The sequence below is a fragment of the Pseudoduganella sp. jia 12 genome (genome assembly GCF_055502675.1).
Genome location: NZ_JBUXKP010000009.1, coordinates 323,567 through 346,427 on the forward strand (window position 1 = coordinate 323,567; position 22,861 = coordinate 346,427).

A 22,861-nucleotide genomic window follows, 5' to 3' on the forward strand; every position below is an offset into this window, starting at 1 on the left:
CCCTGATAGGGAAAACCACAATGCGGATAATCACAATGGTGATATCTGAGATGGTTTGCAATGATGGGAGCACTGGGAAGCCAATGGAGACTCCAATCATGAAAAAACCGTTCTATAAAATCCTGTACGTGCAGGTGCTGTTCGCCATCTTCATTGGCGTACTGCTCGGCATCTACCTGCCGACCGACGCCGTGGCGATGAAGCCGCTGGGCGACGGCTTCATCAAGCTGATCAAGATGATCATCGCACCGGTGATCTTCTGCACCATCGTGTCCGGTATCGCAGGCATGCAGGACGTGAAGAAGATCGGCCGTGTCGGCGGCAAGGCACTGCTCTACTTTGAAATCGTCTCCACGTTCGCGCTGGTCATCGGCCTGTTCGTTGCCAACATCGTCAAGCCGGGCGCCGGTTTCAACGCCGATCCCGCCACGCTCGACACGAAGGCGATCGCCCAGTACACCGAGAAGGCTTCCCACCAGACCACCACGGATTTCCTGCTGCACATCATCCCGAACACCGTCGTCGACGCGTTCGCCAAGGGTGACATCCTGCAGGTGCTGCTGATCTCCGTGCTGTTCGGCTTCGCGCTGTCGCTGCTGGGTGAACGCGGCAAGCCCCTGCTGCACATCATCGACGAGGCGGGCGCCGTCGTCTTCGGCATGGTCAACATCATCATGAAGGTCGCCCCGATCGGCGCGTTCGGCGCGATGGCCTTCACCATCGGCAAGTACGGCCTGGATTCGCTGGTGCCGCTGGCCAAGCTGATGGGCTCGTTCTACCTGACCTGCTTCCTGTTCGTGTTCATCATCCTGGGCTCGATCGCCAAGTTCACCGGTTTCTCGATCGGCCGCTTCATCGCCTACATCAAGGAAGAACTGCTGATCGTGCTGGGTACCAGCTCGTCGGAAAGCGCGCTGCCTTCGCTGATGAAGAAACTGGAAAAGCTGGGCGCCTCGAAGCCTGTCGTCGGCCTCGTGGTCCCCACCGGCTACTCGTTCAACCTGGACGGCACCAACATCTACATGACGATGGCGGCCCTGTTCGTGGCCCAGGCCACCAACACCGACCTGACGCTGATGCAGGAACTGACGATCCTGGGCGTGGCGATGCTGACCTCGAAAGGCGCATCGGGCATCACCGGCGCCGGCTTCATCACGCTGGCCGCAACGCTGGCCGTGGTGCCGACGATCCCGGTGGCCGGCATGGCACTGATCCTCGGTATCGACCGCTTCATGAGCGAAGCCCGCGCCCTGACGAACTTCGTCGGCAACGGCGTGGCCGCCCTGGTGGTGGCGAAGTGGGAAGGCGAGCTGAACATGGATACCTTGAAGCGCGAACTGGCCCACCCGTCCACCCCGCACGAGCCGCTGGAAGAAACCAAGCACGGCGAAGACATGCCGGTGGCAAAGTCGGCCTGATGCAGGAAGCCGGCCACCCGCGGGTGGCCGGCTGTTCAGCAGCACAACGAAAAAAGGCACGCCGCGGCGTGCCTTTTTTTCGTTTGTCACCGGTGCGATTACACGGCGGAAAAATCCAGCTCCACGCCGGTGGCGGCGGCGATCTGCTCCTTCGTGACGTCCGGCGCCAGTTCGATCACTTTCAGGCCCGTATCGGTCACTTCCAGTACGCCCAGGTCGGTGATGACGATGTCGACGACGCCCACGCCCGTCAGCGGCAGGTCGCACTGTTTCAGCAGCTTGTGCGACGTGGTGCCATCCTTCGCGGTGGCCACGTGTTCCATCAGCACCACCACTTTCTTCACGCCGGCCACGAGGTCCATCGCGCCGCCCATGCCCTTCACCATTTTCCCGGGGATCATCCAGTTCGCCAGGTCGCCCTTTTCGGACACCTGCATCGCGCCCAGGATGGCGAGGTTGATCTTGCCGCCACGGATCATGCCGAACGAATCGGCCGAGCTGAAATAGGCGGAACCGGGCAGCGCCGTCACGGTCTGCTTGCCGGCGTTGATCAGGTCGGCGTCCACTTCGTCGTCCGTCGGGAACGGGCCGATGCCGAGCAGGCCGTTTTCCGATTGCAGGAACACTTCGATGTCCGACGGTACGTAGTTCGCCACCAGCGTGGGCAGGCCGATGCCCAGGTTGACGTAGAAGCCGTCCTGCAGCTCCTTTGCCGCGCGCGCGGCCATTTGATCACGAGTCCATGCCATGTTCTTCTCCTCAGGCGGCGCGCACGGTGCGCTGTTCGATGCGTTTTTCCGGATGGGGGTTGTACACGATGCGGTGCACGAAGATGCCGGGGGTATGCACGGCGTCCGGATCGATCTCGCCGATCTCCACCAGTTCTTCCACTTCCACGATCGTTACCTTGCCGGAGGCCGCCACGTTCGGGTTGAAGTTGCGGGCTGTCTTGCGGAAGATGAGGTTGCCCGCCTTGTCGGCCTTCCAGGCCTTGACCAGCGCGACATCCGCAACCAGGCTCTTTTCCATCACATACTGCTCGCCATCGAACTCGCGGATCTCCTTGCCCTCGGCGACGATCGTGCCGACACCGGTCCTGGTGAAGAACGCCGGAATGCCGGCGCCGCCGGCACGCAGCTTCTCGGCCAGCGTGCCTTGCGGCGTGAACTCCAATTCCAGTTCGCCGGCCAGGTACTGGCGCGCGAATTCCTTGTTCTCGCCCACGTAGGACGCGATCATCTTCCTGATCTGGCGGGTTTCCAGCAGCTGGCCAAGGCCGAAGCCATCGACGCCGGCATTGTTCGAGATCGCCGTCAGGCCCTTGACGCCCGAATCGCGCAACGCGAGGATCAGCGCTTCGGGAATGCCGCACAGGCCGAAGCCGCCGACGGCGATCGTCTGCCCGTCCTGCACGACGCCGGCCAGGGCGGACTGCGCGTCCGGATAAACTTTATTCATTGTGCCCCCTTCCATTTTTGATAAGCTAGGCGGAACCGGTCCGCCTTCGTGGCGTTCCAGAATAGGTTACCCGTAAGGAAAGTACAATACAGTAGAAATACGGCCGTATGGTTAGCCGGTACACATAAGAAAGTAATCCGAGACAGCCGATGAATGCACCGTACGAGATCGATTATGAAACCATCTTCCGGTTCGCGCCGGTAGGCATGTGCATCTCCGTGAACCGCGTCATCCAGTCCAGCAACGACGCGCTCACCCAGATGTTCGGCTACCCGCAGGGCACGCTGGATGGCCAGTCGTTCTGCGTGCTGTATCCCACGATGGATGAATTCCTGCGCACCGGCCACCGCATCATCCCGATCATGAATGCGCGCGGGCGCTATTCCGATGAACGCATCATGCGGCGCGCCAGCGGCGAGCTGTTCTGGTGTCACGTGACCGGCCGCGCGCTCGATTGTGCCGACCCGCTGGGCCCGGGCGTCTGGACGTTCGAGGATGTGTCCGAGAAACGCCCCGTGTCGGCCGAACTCACGCCGCGCGAACGCGAGATCGCCGCCTTCCTCGTCGAAGGCAAGACCAGCAAGATGATCGCCCGTGAAACCGACCTGTCGCCGCGCACCGTGGAAATGCATCGCGCAAAGCTGATGCGCAAGTTCGGCGCCGCCACGTCGTCGGAACTGGTGCACAAGCTGGTGGGTTCCACGCGCTGAGGGGCGGCCGGCCCCGTCAATCGGGGATGCGCGCGATCACCTTGATCTCGAAGTCGAAGCCATACAGCCACGTCACGCCGACCACCGTCGCGTTCGGATACGGCGCTTCACCCCAGAACTCGCGCGCCACGTCCCAGATCCGTTCGAAGCGCGCTTCGGGGTCGACGATGAACATCGTCGCGTCCACCACGTCGTCGAACGAGCAGCCGGCGGCGGCCAGGATCGCGTTCAGGTTCGCGAACGCGCGCCGCACCTGGGCGTCAAGTTCAGGCTCGGGCGAACCGTCCTCGCGGCTGCCGACCTGCCCCGACACGAACAGGAAGCCATCGGAACGCACCGCCGGTGAATAGCGGTTCTTGTCGTACAGGGCCTGGCGGCCCGCCGGGAATACCACATCGCGCTTCGTCATCGCATCTCTCCTTGGGTGAATTATTGGGATGACACGCACTGTAGCGGTCCGCGCTCCGCCGATAAACGGGCAATCGCCGCCAGCACTGTTTGTATAATCCAAACAATCACAACACAGGCAAAGCATGGACCGTTTCGATGCAATGAAGGCGTTTGTCCGGGTCGTCGAGGCGGGCAGCTTCACGAAGGCCGCGGAAACACTGCACGTGAGCCGCACCACGGTAACGCAGCTGGTGCAGCAGCTGGAAGCGCGGCTACGCGTGAAACTGCTGAACCGCACCACGCGGCGCGTGAACGTGACGGCCGACGGCGCCGCCTACTACGTGCGGGTGGCGGGCATCCTGGCCGAACTCGACGACGTGGAAGCGGGCCTGCCCGGCACGGCCGGCGAACCGCGCGGCCAGCTGCGCGTGGATGTGCCAAGCCCGCTGGCGGCAATGGTGCTGGTGCCGGCCCTGCCCCGCTTCCACGAACGCTATCCGGAGATCCAGCTCGATCTCGGCGCCAGCGACCGCAAGGTGGACATCATCGGCGAGAACGTCGACTGCGTGATACGCGGCGGCGAACTCACCGACACATCGCTGGCGGCGCGGCGCCTGGCGGACCTCGGGCTGGGCGTGTATGCGGCGCCCGCCTACCTTGCGCGTGCCGGCTCGCCGGCGCATCCGGGGGAACTGCACGGCGGCCATCACCGCATCGTGGGGTTCCGCTGGTCCGGAAACGGTTTTCCTTACGCGATGCACCGCGACGGCGCGAGCATCCCCGTGCAGGGCCGGCACGTGCTGCGCACCGACGACGGCAATGCCTATCTCGCCGCCGGCCTGGCGGGGCTGGGCATCCTGTGGCTGCCCGATTACATGGCGCGGCCGCACGTGGCGGCCGGTGCGCTGGTGCCGCTCTTTACGGACTGGCGCATCGACCCGATGCCGCTGTGGATCGCCTGGCCGCCGAACCGCCACCTCAGCAGGAAGGTGCGCGTCTTTATCGACTGGATCGTGGAGCTGATGGCGGCGCGCGAAGCGTAGGGCCAGCGGTCTATTGTGCCGTCATGCCGTCATCGGCCGAGATGACCGCGCCATTGATGAAATGGGCGTCTTCGCCGGCGAGCAGCAGCAGCAGGCCGTCGAGGTCTTCCGGCTTGCCCGGGCGCTTGCGGGGCAGCATTTCGATGAGGCGCCGCCCCTGCTCGCTGGCGAAATAATCCTCGTTGATCTCGGTGGAGATGTAGCCGGGGCAGATCGCGTTGGTATTGATGCCATGGCGGCCCCATTCCACCGCCATCGCCTTCGTCATGTGGATCACGCCGGCCTTGCTCATGCAGTACACGCCGATCTGCGGCAGCACGCGCTGGCCGGCCACCGAGGCGATGTTGATGATGCGGTGCTGCTTTTTCGGATCGCCCTTCGCGCGCGCGATCATCCGCTTGGCCGCCTCCTGCGCCACGAAGAAGGCACCGCGCAGGTTCGTGTCCATCACGAAGTTGTAGTCCTCCGGCGTCACATCGACCAGCCGCTGCGTCGTCGAGACGCCCGAGTTGTTGACGAGGATATCGATCGGCCCCGCCTCCGTTTCCGCGTGGGCGATCGCCGACTTGATGCTGGCGTAGTCCGTCACGTCCAGCGCCACCACGTGGGCCGCGCCGCCGTCGGCTTCGATCTCGGCACGCAATTCCTTCAGGCGTTCAACCCGCCGCGATGCCAGCACCACCTGCGCGCCGGCGCTGGCCAGCACCTTCGCGAAGCGCGCGCCCAGGCCGCTGGAAGCGCCTGTCACGAGCGCGATCTTGCCTTCAAAATTGACTTCGATACCCACGGCCTGCCTCCCTTTTTCATGTGCGCCGGACGCGCTACGGTTGCCGTGTATCTTACACAATTCGACCATATTAGACGGGAACATCTACTACAATGCCGTTGCATTTACGGCGGAAAAAGAGCACACTCGTTCTAATTTTTACGGCTTATTTTTCCCGTTTACCTATTCTTATAAAAATCCTATGACGAATCTCGTTGAACAGTACGGCCCGCGCGAAGCAATGGAATACGACGTGGTGATCGTTGGCGGCGGCCCGGCCGGCCTGTCCGCCGCGATCCGCATCAAGCAGCTGGCCCAGGCAAAGAACCAGGAAATTTCCGTGGTCGTGCTGGAAAAAGGCGGCGAACTGGGCGCGCATATCCTGTCCGGCGCCGTGATGGACCCGCGGGCGCTGACCGAGCTGATTCCCGACTGGAAGGAAAAGGGTGCGCCCCTGAACACCCCGGTCACGGAAGACCGCGTGCTGTTCCTGACCGAAACAAAAGCCTACAAGACGCCGAATTTCATGATCCCGAAGTGCCTGGAAAACCATGGCAACTACGTGATCTCGCTCGGCAATGTGGTGCGCTGGCTGGGCCAGCAGGCGGAAAGCCTGGGCGTGGAAATCTTCCCCGGCTTCCCGGCCGCCGAAGTGCTGTACAACGAGGACGGTTCCGTGAAGGGCGTTGCCACCGGCAATATGGGTGTGAAGCGGGACGGCGAACCCGGCCCGGATTTCCAGCTGGGCATGGAACTGCATGGCAAATACACGCTGTTCGCCGAAGGTTCGCGCGGCCACCTGGGCAAGACGCTGATGGCCAAATATGACCTGAACAAGGGCAAGGACCCGCAGGCCTATGGCATCGGCATCAAGGAACTGTGGGAAATCGACCCGGCGAAGCACCAGCCGGGCCTCGTCATCCACACCTCCGGCTGGCCGCTGGCCCACGACGTGTATGGTGGCTCCTTCCTGTATCACGCGGAGAACAACCAGGTCGTGGTCGGCTACGTGGTCGGCCTGAACTACGCGAATCCGTATATCTCGCCCTACGAGGAATTCCAGCGCTACAAGACGCACCCGGCGATCCGCGGCTTCTTCGAAGGCGGCAAGCGCATTTCCTATGGCGCGCGGGCCATCACGTCGGGCGGCCTGCAATCGCTGCCGAAGCTGGTATTCCCGGGCGGCTGCCTGCTCGGCTGCGATGCCGGCTTCCTGAACATGAGCCGCATCAAGGGCAGCCATGCCGCGATCAAGTCCGGCATGCTGGCCGCGGAAGCACTCGTCGACGCGCTGGCCGCGAATCGCCAGCACGACGAACTGTCGGCCTACCCGGCCGCGTTCGAGCAATCGTGGCTGCACGAGGAACTGCACGTGGCGCGCAATGTGAAGCAGTACCTGAACAAGGGACTCGTGTTCGGCACGATCATGACGGGCATCGACCAGATCGTCTTCCGTGGCAAGGCCCCCTGGACACTGCGCCACGACGAGCCGGATCATGCCTGCCTGAAGCCGGCGGCGAACTACCAGCCGATCGCGTACCCGAAACCCGATGGCAAGCTCACGTTCGACAAGCTGTCCTCGGTCTTCATCTCGAACACGAACCATGCCGAGGACCAGCCGATCCACCTGACGCTGAAAAACCCGTCGGTGCCGGTCGACGTCAACCTGGCCAAGTATGCCGGCCCGGAAGCGCGTTACTGCCCGGCCGGCGTCTACGAATTCGTGAAGAACGACGATGGCGCCGAACGCCTGCAGATCAATGCGCAGAACTGCGTGCACTGCAAGACCTGCGACATCAAGGATCCCACGCAGAACATCGTGTGGGTGACGCCGGAGGGCGGCGGCGGGCCGAACTACCCGAACATGTAACAGGCAGGCCCGGCCAGGCAGGTGTGCCGGGCGCGGGCGAGTCGGCGCCAGCGGTATGATGGGCTATTCCCGCTCTGTTCCCCGGTTCGGAGCGGTGCCTTGCGCAGTAGAATGCGCCATTGCCACCCGATCCGTTGCGATGAAGACCACCAGCGACCATGCAGTACCAGGCAGCGTACCGGCGCTGCCTCCCGAACTGGCGCCGGCAGCGGCTGCCCTGGCCAGCGGCGATTACGATACCGCGCTGGCGCAGCTGCGCTCCCTGTCCGGTGCGCAGGGACAATCCCCTCACTTGTGGCGACTGATCGCTGACGCGGTCCAGGCACAAGGCGGCGATCCGCTGCCGGAGCTCATCCGCTGGGCGGAACTCGATCCCGGCAATCCTTCCGCACGCGTGCTGCTGGGCCACACGTTGCAGGATCGTCGCGAACTCGCCGCAGCGGCTGCCTGTTACCGGCAGGCGCTGGACATTGATCCATCGACCCTCGACGCCCTGGTGGAACTCGGCAGTGTCGAACAGGCATTGGGCAACCATGCCCACGCCGTGGAATGCTATCAGCTCGCCCTCCAGATGGCGCCGAAGCTGCATCAGCTTTATCCGTCCCTGGCCTCGGCCCTGCATGCACTGGAACGTTACGAAGAAGCGAACGCGGCCTGGTCGAAAGCGATCCGGCTGCTGGGCGACGATGCCCTGTTCCACTACGCGCGGGCGGAATCGCTGCGGGCCAGCGGCCGGCTCGGCGAAGCGCTCAACGCCAGCGAACGCGCGGTCAAGCTGGCGCCGGAAGACGCGGCCGCGCTGGCACAGCTGGCGTCGCTGCAGATGGCAAGCGACAAAGTTCACGACAGCGCCCTGAACTATGGCAAGGCACTGCTCGCGGACCCGGACAACGTGCAGGCGCACATCGATTTCGCCGCGGTACTGCACAAGCTGGGCCTGGAAAGCGAAGCGGTATCGCACCTGGACGATGCCCTGCGCATCGATTCGCAGTCCTATCTCGCCGCGGGCAATCTGGGCGGCATGCTGATCGATCTGGGACGCCACCGCGAGGCGCTGCCGTATTTGCGCCACGCGCTTGCCATCAAGCCCGACTACGCCCATGCGCTGAACAACCTTGGCACCGCGCTGCAGACGCTCGGCGAGACCGCCTCCTCCGTCCAGTATTACAAGGCGGCTATCGCAGCCGATCCAGGGTTCATTGACGCCTACCGGAACCTGTCGCTCGTGCTCAGCCAGCTGGGCAGGTATCGTGAATCGCTCGAGAATAGCGTGGTCGCGATGGCATTGGCGCCAGACGATGCAGAGCTTTTGCTGAACCTTGCCAATGCGCAGGCGGCAATGGGCGACATCGACCGGTCCATCGCCCACCTGCGCAAGGCAGCGCGGCTCGATCGCAAGGCGGCAAACATCCGTTCGAACTTGGCGCACTATCTCAGCATGGCTGGCGAGACCGACGAAGCTATCAAGCTGTGCAAGGAGGCAATCGCCCTTGACCCAACGTTCACTGGCGCCTATTCGAACCTGCTGTTTTGCCTCGCGCACGCCGATGCCGATCACACTGCCTCGCGCGAAGTCCACCGCGCCTTTGCCGCGCAGTTCGAGCGGCGGGATCGCTGGATCCAGCCGCGCGAATCGGAAGCCAATCCAGACAAGCGCATCAGGCTTGCGTTCATTTCCGGCGACCTTTACAGCCATGCCGTTGCCAGCTTCATTCGCCCGGTGATCGAGCATCTGCGCCACGACCCATCGCTTGAACTGCTGGTCTATTACACCAATACCCTCAACGACGACGTCACCGCCGCGCTACGCAGCTATGTGTCCCTTTGGCGCGATGTCGGCCATCTATCCGACGACGAACTCGATACCTTGATCCGAAGCGAGCGGATCGACGTGATGATTGATCTGTCGGGCCACACCGGCCATAACCGCCTGCAGGTGCTGGCGCGCAAGCCTGCTCCCGTGCAGGTCACCTGGATCGGCTATCCCGGAACAACCGGCCTCGACGCCATGGATTACTTCCTGACCGACCAGCATTTGCTGCCACTCGGCCGTTTTGACAGCCAGTACAGCGAGCACATCGCCTACCTCCCCGCTTCGGCCGTGTTCGAACCGTCGACAGAAGCTGTCGATGTCAATCCACTGCCTGCAATTCAAAACGGCTACATTACTTTCGGCAGTTTCAATCGCGCCAACAAGATCAATGGGGAAGTGGTGCGGTTGTGGGCACAGGTTCTGCAAGCGGTTCCAGCCTCGCGATTGCTGCTGGGCGCGTTGACGGGCAACAATCAGGAGACAAGCCTGCGCAGGATGTTCGAAGACGCCGGTGTGTTTGGCGAGCGACTGATATTCCATACGCGTGGCAACATGCGTGAATACCTGACATTGCATCATCAGGTCGACTTGTGCCTTGATACGTTCCCATACACCGGGGGCACGACAACACTGCACGGACTATGGATGGGTGTCCCGATTATCACGCTGGCTGGATCGACACCGTCTGGCCGGACCAGTGCGGCAATCCTGAGCCATCTGGGGCTTGCCGATTTCATCGCAAACACGCCGCAAGACTTTGTCGACGCAGCCGTGGACTGGGCCGGCAAGCCGGTTGCGCTGGGCAATCTACGGACAACGATGCGCGAACGCATGCGCGGCTCCGCGCTTGCACGTCCCGACTTGCTGGCGGCGAACCTCAGTGCAATGGTCAGGCTCATGTGGCGACGCTGGTGCGACGGCATGCCGCCGGCTCAGCTGGTACTGGATTCGGCCGCACAGCACGGCACGAAATCGGACGCGCCCCTGTAGCCTTGCAGGTAACCTAGGCACCAGTTAAGCTTGCCGCAGGCAAACATCGAGCGGCTTGGAATCTGGTCGAGTACATTGCAACTGTCCGGTTCCCGACCGCCGTTTACGCTGCGAATTCGAAGCGGTCGTGCAATAACGTCACGAGGATGACAATATGAAAAATAATACGTGCAAGACATGCCGACGTGCGCCAACCATTTTCCCGGACTCCGGGACAGGTCGCGGTGGCGCACGATGAAAAAGCCACCCCGTTCGCCCATCTATGTCACGCAGCCGGCCTTACCGCCATTGGAAGAGTTCATCCCCTATCTGCAGCAGATCTGGAACAACAAGATTCTGACCAACGGGGGGCCGTTCCACCAGGAGTTCGAGACGGAACTTGCCCGTTACCTCGGCGTGCCGTACCTGTCGCTTTTTTCCAATGGCACACTGGCACTGATGACGGCGATGCAATCGCTGCGCATTACGGGCGAGGTCATCACGACCCCTTATTCATTCGTCGCCACTGCGCACTCACTGCTCTGGAACAGCATCAAGCCCGTGTTCGTCGATATCGAACCGGACACGTTCAACATCGATCCACGCCTCATCGAAGCGGCCATCACGCCGCAAACGACAGCGATCTTGCCTGTCCACTGCTACGGCCGACCGTGCAATGTGGAGCAGATCGAGGAAATAGCTGCGAATTTTGGCTTGAAGGTCATTTACGATGCCGCGCATGCGTTTGGTGTACAGCACTGTGGCAGCAGCGTGCTGAATCACGGGGACCTGTCAATACTTAGTTTCCATGCGACGAAAGTCTTCAACACGTTCGAAGGCGGTGCGATCATCTGCAAGGATGCGCGTACAAAGCGTCACATCGATCATCTGAAGAATTTTGGCTTCGCTGACGAAGTAACGGTCGTCGCCCCTGGCATCAATGGGAAGATGAGTGAAGTGAACGCGGCGTTCGGACTGCTGCAGCTCAAGAGCATCGATGCGGCGCTGGCGAGCCGGGCCGCGGTCGATCAGCACTACCGCACCGCCCTGCAGGGCACTCCTGGAATCGAGTGCCCTGAAATGCCGACGGATATGCAGCCGAATTACTCGTATTTTCCCATCCTGGTCCAATCGGGCTATCCCCTCAGCCGAGATGAACTATATGAAAAGCTCCGTGCGGCAGGCTTTTATGCACGGCGTTATTTCTATCCGCTGATCAGCGAGTTTCCGATGTACCGCGGCATGCCCTCGGCCCGCCGCGACCATCTGCCGGTTGCCCATCGGCTCTCTCTACAAGTTCTGTGCCTGCCGATCTATCCGGATCTACCCGCAGACCGGCAGGATGAACTCATCGACCTGATCCGTACAGTCTGACAACCTGATGCGAACGATTATCTTTGGAAATGGCGCCACTGCCCGCCTGCTTTATTCATATGCCCGCCACAGCCTCGACATCGCGGGCTTCACTGCAGACGACGCTTATGTCAAGGAAAGCAGCTTCCTTGGTCTGCCGCTCGTCCGTTTTAGCGAACTCGAGCAACATTTCGCGCCCGCTGACCACGCCGCGATTGTCGCGGTAGGTTTCATTGACATGAACGACTTGCGCGCACGCCGTCACGCCGACCTGTCCGCACGGGGCTTTCGTCTTGCCAGCTATGTTCACCCTTCGGTGTTCCGGCACGATGGCGTGACGATCGGCGACAATTGCATCATTCTCGACCATGTTTCCATCCACCCTGGCTGTTCGATCGGTGACGGCACGTTCATTTCCAGTAATGTCAACCTGGGGCATGATTGCCAGATAGGCCGGTTCAACTGGATCAACGCGGGGATCGCGCTGGCGGGGAACTGCCGCATCGGCGAAGGTTGCTTTTTCGGCGTCAACGCGAGTGCTGCACACGGACTGACGATCGGCGCGCGCAATTTTATTGGCGCTAACACGCTGGTTTCCGCCAGCACATCCGAGGACCAGGTCTGGCTTCCGGAGCCAGCACAGCTGTTCAGATTGAAGAGCCGGTCTTTCCTGAAATTTTCGAAACTACTGGGATAACATGATGTCTTCCCCGACAGAAGGCAGCCGCCAGGGCTGCGTTGCGCCGCCGTTTTTCGAGGTTGCCAACGCGCATCCTGACAAGCAGGCCATCTGGTGCGATGGCCGAACCGCCAGCTACGGCGAACTGTCAGCGCTGGTGCGCCGGTGGTCCTACGCGCTGGCGGAATCTGGCGTTCAACCCGGCGAACAAGTCGGCGTCCTATTACCGAACAGCATTGAGTTCGCGGCGCTGCTACTGGTGGCAGCCGACTTGGGCGTCAGCCTCGTTCCTCTCAATACATCGCTTGGTCCAGAAGCGGTCCAGCGCGCCTTTGCCTCCACCGAAGTACGGCATCTCGTTGCCACGGCGAACCAGCTGGGTGCCTTGACCGAAATACTGAGCACCGGCGAGGCGTTCGTGCCAGGCTTGCAGATATCTGTCGATAGCGCGGCGGCCGGTGCACTGACGCTACAAGAACTCCTCGGTCCGGTACCGCACGACGTGCCGCCGCGCGGCCTTGGCGATCCGGAGCGCCCGCTCATCCTGACGATGACGTCCGGCTCGACCGGGGACCCGAAACCGATCGTCCTGACACAACGAACCAAGGTGAACCGTGCCGCTGCGGCGATGGAAATGTATGGCGTCGGTCCTGGCGATGTGATCCTTGCGGCCACGCCGATGTATCACTCGCTGGCCGAGCGGCTGGTCCTGATGGCGCTGATGCATGGCGCCAGCGCGGTCGTGATGGCACGCTTTTCCACCAGCGCCTGGCTGCGCTGCGTGGCCGAGCAGCGCGCGTCGTTCACGATTGCCGTATCGTCGCAACTCCGGCAGATCGTTAGCGAACTGCGCACACCTGGCAGCCACGATCTGGCGAGCCTTCGCTGCATCGTATCGTCCTCGGCGATGCTCGACAATACAACGAAAGACGAGCTGCTGAGCCGCATGGACTGCGCGTTCCACGAATGCTATGGCACATCCGAAATCGCCATTGCCACGAATCTCGACAGTTCGCGCGCGGCCGGCAAGCTGGCGTCGGTCGGCAGCCCGGCGCCAGGTGTCGACATCCGCATCCTCGGTGCAAACGACGTCGAACTGCCACTGGGCATGGTTGGCGAAATCGCCTGCAAAACCCCTATGCTGTTCGGCGGCTATTATCGCCGGCCCGAACTGACGGCGGCGGCAATGTGGGGCGATTACTTTCGTACTGGCGACCTCGGCTGTCTGGACGAGGACGGGTTTCTTTATTTCCGCGGCCGCGCCAAGGACCTGGTCATCACGGGTGGTGTCAATGTCTATCCGACGGACGTCGAGGCGGCGGTAGCGGCACTGCCGGGGATTAAAGAATGCGCCGCTTTTGCCGTTGCTGACGACAAGCTTGGCGAAGTCGTGGGGGTTGCACTGGTTCTGGAGGATGCGGATTCGTTCAACATGCGCGCGCTACGCGTGCTGTGCGCTGAGCGGCTGGCCGATTATCAGCAGCCGAGGCACTTTTTCGTTGTCGAAGCGTTACCGAAGAACCCGATGGGAAAAATCATGAAATTCGAACTGGCAAGACAATTCGGCAAGCCCGCCGCGGCGGCAGTGCAACGATGAGCGGGCTGCCGGCAGTTCCCCTGCGCATTGCCTTCATCGGCGGTGCCGTCAATTCCGCTGTGGGATACGCCCACTTTGTCGCGAGCACGATGGACCGCCGCTGGGAGCTGGTGGCGGGCTGCTTCAGTACCCAACAGCAGGACAACCTCAGCTCCGCGGCAAGCTATGGCATTGCGGCCGATCGCACCTACGCGACCTGGATGGACCTGGTTGCAAACGAACGTGACCGGATCGATGCGGTCGCGATCCTGACCCCGATTCCTGCGCATTTCGACATGGTGGCCGGCTGCATGCGCGCCGGGCTTCCCGTGATCTGCGAAAAAGCGCTGACGGGAACACCGGACCAGGCACGTGCACTCCTGTCCCTGCGCGATGAGCTCGGCGCATTTCTTGCCATTACTTATAACTACTCGGGCTACCCGATGCTGCGCGAACTTGCCCACAAGGTGCGTTCGGGCGAGCTGGGGCGTATCTTGCATTTCCAGGCGGAGATGCCGCAGGAAGGATTCGTGCGTACCGACAGCCACGGCAACAAGCCGTCGCCGCAGCCCTGGCGGCTGAGCGATGGCGAGGTGCCGACGCTGCACCTCGACCTGGGTACGCACCTGCACCAGATCGTCCATTATCTGACGGGCGAACGTCCGCTCGACGTGGTGGCAGACCAGAACCATTACGGCTGGTTCGATGGCGTGGTCGACAATTCCAGCTGCCTGGCCCGTTATAGCGGGAACATCCAGGGTCAGTTCTGGTTCAGCAAATCGGCGCTCGGCCACCGCAACGGCTTGCGCATCCGCATCTATGGCGAGCGCGCATCGGCCGAGTGGTACCAGTTGTCTCCCGAAGAGTTACTGGTCTCGCATCGTGACGGCCGCCGTGAAATGCTCGACCGCGCCGGCGCATGTGAAATCACCAATGCGCGTCGCTACAATCGCTTCAAGGCCGGCCATCCGGCCGGGTTCCTTGAAGCATTCGCCAATCTCTACGTGGACCTGGCCGACTGCCTCCAGCAATACCGCACCGCGGGCACCTGGCAGTCCAACGAAGTGTTCAGCGCCGAACTGGCACTCGAAGGGCTGCACTTCCTCGATGCCATGGTCCGCTCCACGCAATCGCGCGGCTGGGTTGCCGTGCAACGCTGAGTTATCGAACCTATAAGGAACGCATCTTGAACGACCCGATCCGCACCCGCATCCTGGCGCAACTGCAACGCAAGGGTGGCTTGCCTCCCGGTTTTACCGACGACACGGACTACATCGACGAAGGTATCGTCGACTCGCTGGCCATCGTCAAGTTCATCGTCGAACTGGAGACGGCATTCGGAATCGACTTGACGGAGGAAGACATCGAATCGCCGGCCTTTCGCACCGTGGCTGGCCTGACCGCATTAATCGCCGACAAGCGGTCCGATGACTAGACATCCTCAGTTTGCATCGGCTGCCGATGCGGCCAACGCGTTTTTCACGCCGGACCGGCCTGCCGGCCGCTTCCTTCTCGGTCGCAACGAGAATGCTGCCGCGCTATTGGGTAACCCGGCTATTGCCGCGCTGGTCGACGGCATCGTCGACGATCATGCTGCAGCTTCCGTGTGGTGCGGCAAGCCCGTGCTTCGTGCCGACGATGTCCCCGCGCCGGCGCTGGTCGTGAATTGCTCGATGTCGATCAGCCCTGTGTCGGCCAGCCGGCGCCTGCTCGCCCTGGGCCTGGCACCGTTGCACTATGCCGACTTGCTGCAGGCGCGCCCGGACCTGGTGCCCCGCCCCTGGTTCGTTGCCGACATGCGCTCCGATCTCCAGGCACATGGGAGCGAATGGACAGCGCTTGCCGAACGGCTCGCCGACGATGCTTCGCGCGCGGTGCTGCGCGACCTGATCGCTTACCGCACCAGCGCCGACCCGTGCCATATGGAACGCTACAGCGTGCGCCTGGACGAGCAGTACTTCGAAGCGTTCATGCCGGTCCACGGCGAAACGTTCGTGGATGCAGGCGGCTTTGACGGCGACACCACCGAACAGTTCTGCCGGCGCGACCCCGCATACCGCGGCGTATTCCTCTTTGAGCCGTCCGTTGCCAATATTGCGCGGGCCAGGGCGCGCCTCGCCGGCCGTCGCGATATCCGCTTCATCGACATGGGTGTGTCGGACGTCGCGGGAACGCTGAGCTTCGATCCGGACTCGGGGTCCGCCAGCGCCGTCAGCGCGGCAGGCACCGTTGCGATTCCCGTTACCACGATCGACGATTGCATAGAAGAACCGGTGAGCTTCATCAAGATGGATCTGGAAGGCTGGGAAATGCGTGCCCTGGCTGGCGCCAGACGTCATATCCGTACCGGCCATCCCAAGCTGGCGATCGCGGTGTACCACCGTGCGGCCGATTTCCGCGAAGTTCCTTCGTTCGTCCTCGGTCTGCGCAACGACTATGACGTGTACCTGCGCCACTACTCGCAAGGCTGGTCGGAAACGGTCATGTTCTTCGTGCCGCATGCACGGCACACCATCTAACAGGATAGATAGAATGCTTGCCTCCCACGCTCCCCTGCGGGAAATTCGCCCGAAAGTACTGTTTCAACTGATCGAGGCATTGCAACCCGACGTCAACCCGGATTTCTCCGTCAATATTCCCAGCAGCGCGATTGGCGGCGCCACGCTGCTGGAAAGCGCCGTGCTGGTCAGTCTGGCGAAACTGACGGGCGCACAGTCGTTTTTCGAATTCGGCACCTATCTCGGCGCCACGACGTTGCTCTTCGCCACCAACTCGGCCGCCACGGCCCATGTGACGACAGTCGATCTCCCGCCGGAGACGATCGAAATGACGCCGGCCGCCGACGACGCCGCGCGGGTCTTGCACGACGATACCGCGAACGACAATTTTCTGCGCCGGGAGTTCGCTACCAAGGGCGGGCTTTGCATAGACAGGGCCCCTGGCCATGTCCAGGCGAAGGTCACCCGTTTGCTGCAGGACTCGCGCACGATCGACCCGGCCGGGCAAGGACTGGCCGGCCGGTTCGACTTCATCTTTATCGATGGCGGCCATGATTTCGACACCATTGCGAGCGATACCGCCATCGCCCTGCAACTGGCGCGGCCGGACGCCGTCATCGCCTGGCACGATTACAGGTCAGGAATTCATCAGGACGTCACCCGCTTCCTGGACGGCTATGCGGCACCAGCCCAGCTCGTCCACGTGCAACATACGATGCTGGCGTTCATGTTGACAGGCCGATTTGCCGACCTGCTTTCGAACTGAACAGTCATGCCCGAACGCGCTTCATCCGTCCCGCCGGCAGCCCGCACTTTCAGCTGGTACCGTACGCCCGTTGCCGGCGATGCACTGGCCAGGCTATGCGAGCGCAGCAACTCCCATGGCTGGCTGCAGGCAGGTGGCCATCTCCTGCTGTTGCTGGCAACGGGTGCGATAACGCTCACCCTGTTCCGCCATGCTTACCACCTCGCCGCACTGGCGGCGCTGCTGGTGCACGGTGGCTGCTACGGATTCCTCGGCTGGGCAGGTGCCGGGCACGAACTTTGCCACCGGACGGTATTCCGCAGCCGGCGCCTGAACGACTTTTTCCTGGCGCTGTTTTCATTCCTGACCTGGAATAATCCTGTTTACTTCCGTGCCAGTCATGCACGGCATCACCAGAAAACCGTGCACGATGGTGAGGACTTCGAAGTTCGCCTGCCGCAGACCACGCGCTGGCAGGACTGGGCCTGGGCCTTCACGGTGGACGTGCCTGCTGCAGTGCGCGCCATCCGCATCGTCGTCGAAAACAGCCGCGACGTGGTGAAAGGCCCGGCCGGACGCCTGCTGTACGCCGACCCGGCCGGCCCCGCCCGGCGGGACCTGGTCCGCACGGCCCGCCGTATCCTGGCCGGCCATGCGGCACTGGCAGGTACCTTTGTCGCAACCGGCAACTGGGAATTGCTCCTGCTCGTGACGTTCGCACCCTTCATCGGCGACTGGCCGAGCAAATTGCTCGCGCTCTCCCAGCACTATGGCATGGAACCGAACGTTGCCGACTTCCGCCGCAACAGCCGCACCGTCCTGCTGCATCCGTTCGGCGCGTGGCTCTACTGGCAGATGAATTACCACGTCGAGCATCATATGTACCCGGCGGTGCCGTTCTACCGGCTGAAACATCTGCGCGTGGCAATCGAACATGACTTGCCGGCGGCGACCGTCGGCATGCGCGGCGTCGTGGCGGAGATCAAGTCCGGGCGCCCGTCCCGTTGAACTATGCCCGACACATGAGAACTGGACACCGGGCAGCCTGGCCAATGCCACACGCTGGCTTGCCGGCTCCGCTGTCCCGCGGCAGGTCCGTACTTCGTTCCGCTCCGAACGTTTCTGCCGGCTGCGTCCGCCGAAATGCCACTGCGCAGTGTCGTCCGCTGCGTTCTCTCACCTGGATACCAATATGCTGAACAGTTCAAAACAGCCATCGCCCGACGATAAGCCGATCCTGATTTTCCCGGCAGGCATGCCCCGCTCGCTCGACTACCTGGAGCGCTGCCAGCGCGAAGGCAGGCAAGTAATCGGCGCTTCATCGCTTGCGTATGATGTCGCCAAACCGCTGTATGCCGAATGGGCGTTCCTGCCGTTCGTCAACGCGAGCGACTTCCCCGCGCAGTTGCAGGCACTCATCCAGGCGCGCGGCATCCATGGCATCTACACACCGAATCCGGTTGTCTGGAGCTTCCTGAACGATCACCTGGCCACCATCAGTCCGGACGTGGAACTGCTCAACAAGTGGCCCGTGCTGGAGGAACTGGCAAGCTACGCCGCTGCCGAAGAACGGGCGACGCTGTGGATGTCCGATGGTCTCGACCTGGCCAGTTGTCATGAGGGGCATCCTTCCATGCACCCTCGCGCGCTCGCGGCCCTGTTCCAGCACGCCAACGTCATCCCGGGCATGTGCGACAATGAAAAGATTGGTGCGCTGTATGAGATTGCCCGTCACTGCCCAGCCGGGGATATTGTCGAGATCGGTAGTGCCTTTGGCAAATCAGCATTCGTGCTGGCAAATCTGGCGCGCCACTACAGGCTCGGGAAATTATTATGTATCGACCCGTGGCAGCCGGAGTTCGTGATCCAGGACGACAATGGCGGGCTGGTCGACAGCTGCCGCGAAAAATACGACTACGACCAGGCACTTCGCGTCTTCGAGATCAATCTTCTGCCATACAGCAATGGCGACGTGAACTACTTGCGCATGCCATCGTTCGATGCCGTGGATTTGTACCGTGCAGGTGCCACTGTCGACACCCCGACCTTTGGGCGTACCTGCTACGAAGGCAGAATCGCCCTGCTGCACGTTGACGGCAATCACAGCTATGACGCCGCCAGTACCGATATCCGGCAGTGGAGTCCGTTCCTGGCGCCGGGCGGCTGGCTCGTGGTCGACGATTACGTCTGGCCTTATGGCGACGGCCCGCAACGTGCAGGGGATGAATTCCTGGCTCTCAATCAAGCCAGGATCCACTGTTCGTTCGTCATCGGCTCCGCCTTGTTCATTCAACTCACCCACGCCGCCTAGCGTTGGCAATGTCGGCGCCGTTTCCGTACCAAGCATCTTCCAGACCCTGAAAAATTCGTCATGAACTCCCATTCACCCGTCTCAGTCGACGACGCCCTGGCCATCGCGATCGCCCTCCACCAGGAGCGCCGCCTCGACGAGGCCGCCCAGGCCTACCGCGATATCCTGGCGCATCGCCCGTATCACGCGCTGGCCAACCACAACCTCGGCATCCTCGCCTGGCAGCAGGATCGCGCGGTGGAGGGGTTGCCTTACTTGCGCCAGGCCTGGTCCGTCAATCCCGACGAAGGGCAGTTCTGGCTGTCGTACGCTGAAGGACTGTTGCGCGCAGGCCAGCCTGACGAAGCGCGGGAACTGCTCGTGACAGCGCAAGCTCGCGGGCTCGACAGCGCGGAGCTGCCTATGCTGCTGGACCGCTGCGCCGCCGAAGTCGCCGCATCGGCGGCGCTCCGGCCAAGCGCCGCCGACACGCAAGCGGTCGCGCGCCTGTTCAGCGATGGCGACCATGCCGGCGCGGAAGCGGCGGTCCGGGAATTGATCGGCCGCTACCCGGCGTCGGGCATGCTGTGGGGCATGCTCGGCACGATCTTGCAGGTGCAAGGCAAGGAAGCGCTGGCTGCGCTGGAAGAAGCTGCGCGACTGGCGCCGGACGATGCGGAAAACCTGATCGGCCTCGGCAACGCCCAGCAGCAGGCACAGCAATTCGATGAGGCGATCGCGACCTATCAGCGCGCCCTGTCGCTGGCGCCCGGTATTCCCGAGGCACACTGCAATCTCGGCACCGCTTACCTCGCCTGCGGCGACCTGGAAAGCGCCATCGACAGTTTCGAGCAGGCAGTGCGCCTGAATGACGACTACCTGCTGGCCTGGATCAATCTCGGCAATTGCCAGGCAGCGCTGGACCGTCTGGATGCGGCGGCGGCAAGCAACCGGCGCGCCATGGCCCTTTCCCCCGGCGACCCCGACATTGTCGGCGCGCTGGCAAACATACTGGCAGCGCTGGACCGCCATGCCGAAGCGGCCGAGCTGTACCTTGCCGCGCTCGAACTCGCGCCGGACAGTGCCGTAGCCAACCTGCGCCATGCGCATGGGCAGCACAACCTCGGCGATACGGATGCAGCACGAAAAGCTTACCTGCGCGCAGCAACGCTGTGCGGCGACGATATCGACCTGCTGGCGGAGACCGGCGTGGGCTTGCAGTCCGTTGCCGCGACCGACGATGCAATGGGCGTCTATCGGCGCATGCTGGCGCTGGCTCCCGAGCATCCGATCGCCAACGGCAACCTGGCCGTGTTCCTGGAAAACAAGGAGGAATACGAAGCAGCGCTCATGCATTATCGCGCTGCGCTCGCGGCCGATCCCGGCTGCATCAACATGCAGCAGAATCTTGCCATTTGCCTGCACCGGATGGGCCGCAACGAAGAGGCAATGGCGCAACTGCGCCATGTTCTGACAATGCAGCCCGATTACCAGCGTGCGCACCTGAGCATGTCCGCGATACTGTCCCAGCAGGGGCGTCTTCCCGAGGCCATCGCCTGTTGCCGTGCTGCGCTGGAACTGTTGCCGGGCGACCTGGACCTTACCGGGAACCTGCTGTTCTGCCTGTCGCATGCGGACGACGTGACCGCGGAGGAACTCGCCGCCGAACATTTCCGCTTCGGCATGCACCGCGAGGCCCTGGCCCCGCCGCTCTCGGATCACCCCAACGACAGGAACCCGGAGCGCGTCATTCGCCTGGGCTTCGTCTCAGGCGACTTCAACAATCATGCGCTGGCGAATTTTTTCACGCCCATCCTGAAACAGCTGCACCGGTCGGAACGTGTAGAACTGTACGCTTACTACAACAACATCCTGCAAGACCACGTGACGGAAGAGGTGCGCCGGAACTGTACGGTATGGAACGACATCTCCGCGATGGATGACGAGGCTGTGGTATCACTGGTCCGCGCAGACGCGATCGATGTACTCGTCGATTTGTCCGGCCACACGAACCGGAACCGGCTTGCCGTGTTTGCCCGCAAGCCGGCGCCGGTCCAGGCAACCTGGATCGGCTATCCGGGCACCACTGGTCTGAAGAGCATGGACTACATCCTGCACGACCACCATACCCTGCCGCCGGAGCTGGCGCCGCAGTTTACCGAACGCTTCGCCTACCTGCCGTCTTGCGCCGTGTTCGAACCGAGGAAGGACTTACCTCCGGTCAATCCTTTGCCGGCTTATGCCAATGGCTACATTACTTATGGCAGTTTCAATCGCATCAACAAACTGCGGCGGCCGGTCATTGCGCTCTGGTCGCAACTGCTGCGGGCACAGCCAACTGCCCGCCTGATGCTCGCTGGCATGCCCAAGGATGGCCAATACGACCATCTTGTCGAATGGTTCGCCGAGGAAGGCATCGACCGGTCGCGCCTGGATTTCCAGTCCCGCGTGCCGATGCAGGATTACATTCGCCTGCACCATAAAGTGGACCTGTGCCTGGACACATTCCCCTACACCGGCGGGACCACGACCTTGCAGGCGCTCTGGATGGGTGTTCCACTGTTGACGCTTGCCGGACCGACGCTGGCTGGACGCAGTTCCGCAGGCGTTCTCTACCAGTTGAACCTGGGAGCGTTCGTTGCGCAGAGCGCCGATGGTTTCGTCGAGCGCGGCCTGGCGGTGACGGCGCGGCTGGAACTGCTGGCCGACCTGCGCATGAGCCTGCGCGCCTTGCTGAGCCTTGCGCCGATGAGCAGGCCTGCCGTGGTGTCCGCTGCCCTGGAAGGCGCTGGACGCCATATGTGGCAACGCTGGTGCGCGGGCCTTGCACCGGAAAACTTCGAGATCGACTACGACATCGTCCCGATGACCAACGCAGAAATCCATGCCGCCGAGCTGGCGAAAAAAATCTGAAAAATTTTTCCGTACGGCATTTAATCGGAGCGCTCGGGATGTCGCCTTGTATTGATGAGGGCGTGACGTGCATGCCCCAGTCACCCATTATCCGGAGTATTCCATGCTGAGCCTTCACACCAACAACGCCGCCCTGTCCGCCCAGAACGCCCTGTCGCGTACCCAGAACAGCCTGTCCACCTCGATGACGCGCCTGTCCACCGGCTTCCGTATCAACTCGGCAATGGACGATGCCGCCGGCCTGCAGATCGCCACCCGCCTGAAAGCGCAGACGAGCGGCATGTCGGTCGCCATGACCAACACGCAAAACAGCAAGTCGCTGCTGCAGACGGCCGACGGCGCGTTCGACGAAGTCACCAACATGCTGGTG

The 22,861-nt window shown here is 62.4% G+C and carries 20 protein-coding genes; 16 read left to right on the top strand and 4 right to left on the bottom strand.

The annotated features are described in order from the left end of the window. Positions 1 to 98 precede the first annotated feature (98 nt). Complete coding sequence (locus ACY65G_RS21105; RefSeq protein WP_464999243.1) at positions 99 to 1,418, top strand: dicarboxylate/amino acid:cation symporter; 1,320 nt, start codon at positions 99 to 101, stop codon at positions 1,416 to 1,418. Positions 1,419 to 1,516: 98 nt separating this feature from the next. On the opposite strand, the gene ACY65G_RS21110 is transcribed toward ACY65G_RS21105, so the two are convergent. Beyond that, positions 1,517 to 2,167, bottom strand: coding sequence for a 3-oxoacid CoA-transferase subunit B (locus ACY65G_RS21110; protein WP_464999244.1), 651 nt, complete (start codon positions 2,165 to 2,167; stop codon positions 1,517 to 1,519). A gap of 10 nt (positions 2,168 to 2,177) precedes the next feature. Then, complete coding sequence (locus ACY65G_RS21115; protein ID WP_464999245.1) at positions 2,178 to 2,876, bottom strand: CoA transferase subunit A; 699 nt, start codon at positions 2,874 to 2,876, stop codon at positions 2,178 to 2,180. Between the two features lie 149 nt (positions 2,877 to 3,025). Between ACY65G_RS21115 and ACY65G_RS21120 the strand changes: the two genes are divergently transcribed. Continuing rightward, on the top strand, positions 3,026 to 3,586 hold the full coding sequence (locus ACY65G_RS21120; protein WP_464999246.1) for a LuxR C-terminal-related transcriptional regulator: 561 nt from the start codon (positions 3,026 to 3,028) through the stop codon (positions 3,584 to 3,586). Between the two features lie 16 nt (positions 3,587 to 3,602). Here ACY65G_RS21120 and ACY65G_RS21125 read toward each other — a convergent pair whose 3' ends face one another. Continuing rightward, on the bottom strand, positions 3,603 to 3,995 hold the full coding sequence (locus ACY65G_RS21125; RefSeq protein ID WP_464999247.1) for a Rid family hydrolase: 393 nt from the start codon (positions 3,993 to 3,995) through the stop codon (positions 3,603 to 3,605). 124 nt (positions 3,996 to 4,119) lie between these two features. Between ACY65G_RS21125 and ACY65G_RS21130 the strand changes: the two genes are divergently transcribed. After that, on the top strand, positions 4,120 to 5,019 hold the full coding sequence (locus ACY65G_RS21130; protein ID WP_464999248.1) for a LysR family transcriptional regulator: 900 nt from the start codon (positions 4,120 to 4,122) through the stop codon (positions 5,017 to 5,019). 10 nt (positions 5,020 to 5,029) lie between these two features. On the opposite strand, the gene ACY65G_RS21135 is transcribed toward ACY65G_RS21130, so the two are convergent. Continuing rightward, positions 5,030 to 5,806, bottom strand: a complete 777-nt coding sequence (locus ACY65G_RS21135; RefSeq protein WP_130188776.1) for an SDR family oxidoreductase — start codon at positions 5,804 to 5,806, stop codon at positions 5,030 to 5,032. Positions 5,807 to 6,026: 220 nt separating this feature from the next. Between ACY65G_RS21135 and ACY65G_RS21140 the strand changes: the two genes are divergently transcribed. From ACY65G_RS21140 to ACY65G_RS21200, 13 genes are all read left to right on the top strand, one after another. Next, positions 6,027 to 7,655: an electron transfer flavoprotein-ubiquinone oxidoreductase gene (locus tag ACY65G_RS21140; protein ID WP_464999275.1), complete on the top strand. Its 1,629-nt coding sequence runs from the start codon at positions 6,027 to 6,029 to the stop codon at positions 7,653 to 7,655. A gap of 139 nt (positions 7,656 to 7,794) precedes the next feature. Beyond that, on the top strand, positions 7,795 to 10,458 hold the full coding sequence (locus tag ACY65G_RS21145; protein ID WP_464999249.1) for a tetratricopeptide repeat protein: 2,664 nt from the start codon (positions 7,795 to 7,797) through the stop codon (positions 10,456 to 10,458). A 234-nt stretch (positions 10,459 to 10,692) separates the two neighbouring features. After that, positions 10,693 to 11,811, top strand: a complete 1,119-nt coding sequence (locus tag ACY65G_RS21150; protein WP_464999250.1) for a DegT/DnrJ/EryC1/StrS family aminotransferase — start codon at positions 10,693 to 10,695, stop codon at positions 11,809 to 11,811. A 7-nt stretch (positions 11,812 to 11,818) separates the two neighbouring features. Next, a complete protein-coding gene (locus ACY65G_RS21155; RefSeq protein WP_464999251.1) occupies positions 11,819 to 12,487 on the top strand; it encodes an acetyltransferase in 669 nt (222 codons plus the stop codon). 1 nt (position 12,488) lies between these two features. Then, positions 12,489 to 14,066, top strand: a complete 1,578-nt coding sequence (locus ACY65G_RS21160; RefSeq protein ID WP_464999252.1) for a class I adenylate-forming enzyme family protein — start codon at positions 12,489 to 12,491, stop codon at positions 14,064 to 14,066. Beyond that, on the top strand, positions 14,063 to 15,205 hold the full coding sequence (locus tag ACY65G_RS21165) for a Gfo/Idh/MocA family protein (protein ID WP_464999253.1): 1,143 nt from the start codon (positions 14,063 to 14,065) through the stop codon (positions 15,203 to 15,205). Before ACY65G_RS21160 ends, ACY65G_RS21165 begins: the two co-directional genes overlap by 4 nt. Positions 15,206 to 15,231: 26 nt before the next feature. Next, positions 15,232 to 15,480 carry an acyl carrier protein gene (locus ACY65G_RS21170; RefSeq protein ID WP_464999254.1) on the top strand — a complete coding sequence of 83 codons (249 nt, stop codon included), beginning with the start codon at positions 15,232 to 15,234 and terminating at the stop codon, positions 15,478 to 15,480. Continuing rightward, positions 15,473 to 16,564 (top strand): FkbM family methyltransferase, encoded by a 1,092-nt coding sequence (locus ACY65G_RS21175; protein WP_464999255.1) that lies wholly within the window; start codon positions 15,473 to 15,475, stop codon positions 16,562 to 16,564. Before ACY65G_RS21170 ends, ACY65G_RS21175 begins: the two co-directional genes overlap by 8 nt. Positions 16,565 to 16,577: 13 nt before the next feature. Next, entirely contained in the window at positions 16,578 to 17,309 is a 732-nt protein-coding gene (locus tag ACY65G_RS21180; RefSeq protein WP_464999256.1) for a class I SAM-dependent methyltransferase, read from the top strand. Between the two features lie 6 nt (positions 17,310 to 17,315). Further along, a complete protein-coding gene (locus ACY65G_RS21185) occupies positions 17,316 to 18,296 on the top strand; it encodes a fatty acid desaturase (RefSeq protein WP_464999257.1) in 981 nt (326 codons plus the stop codon). Between the two features lie 184 nt (positions 18,297 to 18,480). After that, entirely contained in the window at positions 18,481 to 19,599 is a 1,119-nt protein-coding gene (locus tag ACY65G_RS21190; RefSeq protein WP_464999258.1) for a class I SAM-dependent methyltransferase, read from the top strand. A 60-nt stretch (positions 19,600 to 19,659) separates the two neighbouring features. Then, on the top strand, positions 19,660 to 22,491 hold the full coding sequence (locus ACY65G_RS21195) for an O-linked N-acetylglucosamine transferase family protein (protein ID WP_464999259.1): 2,832 nt from the start codon (positions 19,660 to 19,662) through the stop codon (positions 22,489 to 22,491). Between the two features lie 103 nt (positions 22,492 to 22,594). After that, positions 22,595 to 22,861 (top strand): flagellin N-terminal helical domain-containing protein (locus tag ACY65G_RS21200; protein ID WP_464999260.1); only part of this gene is annotated, 267 nt, incomplete at its 3' end.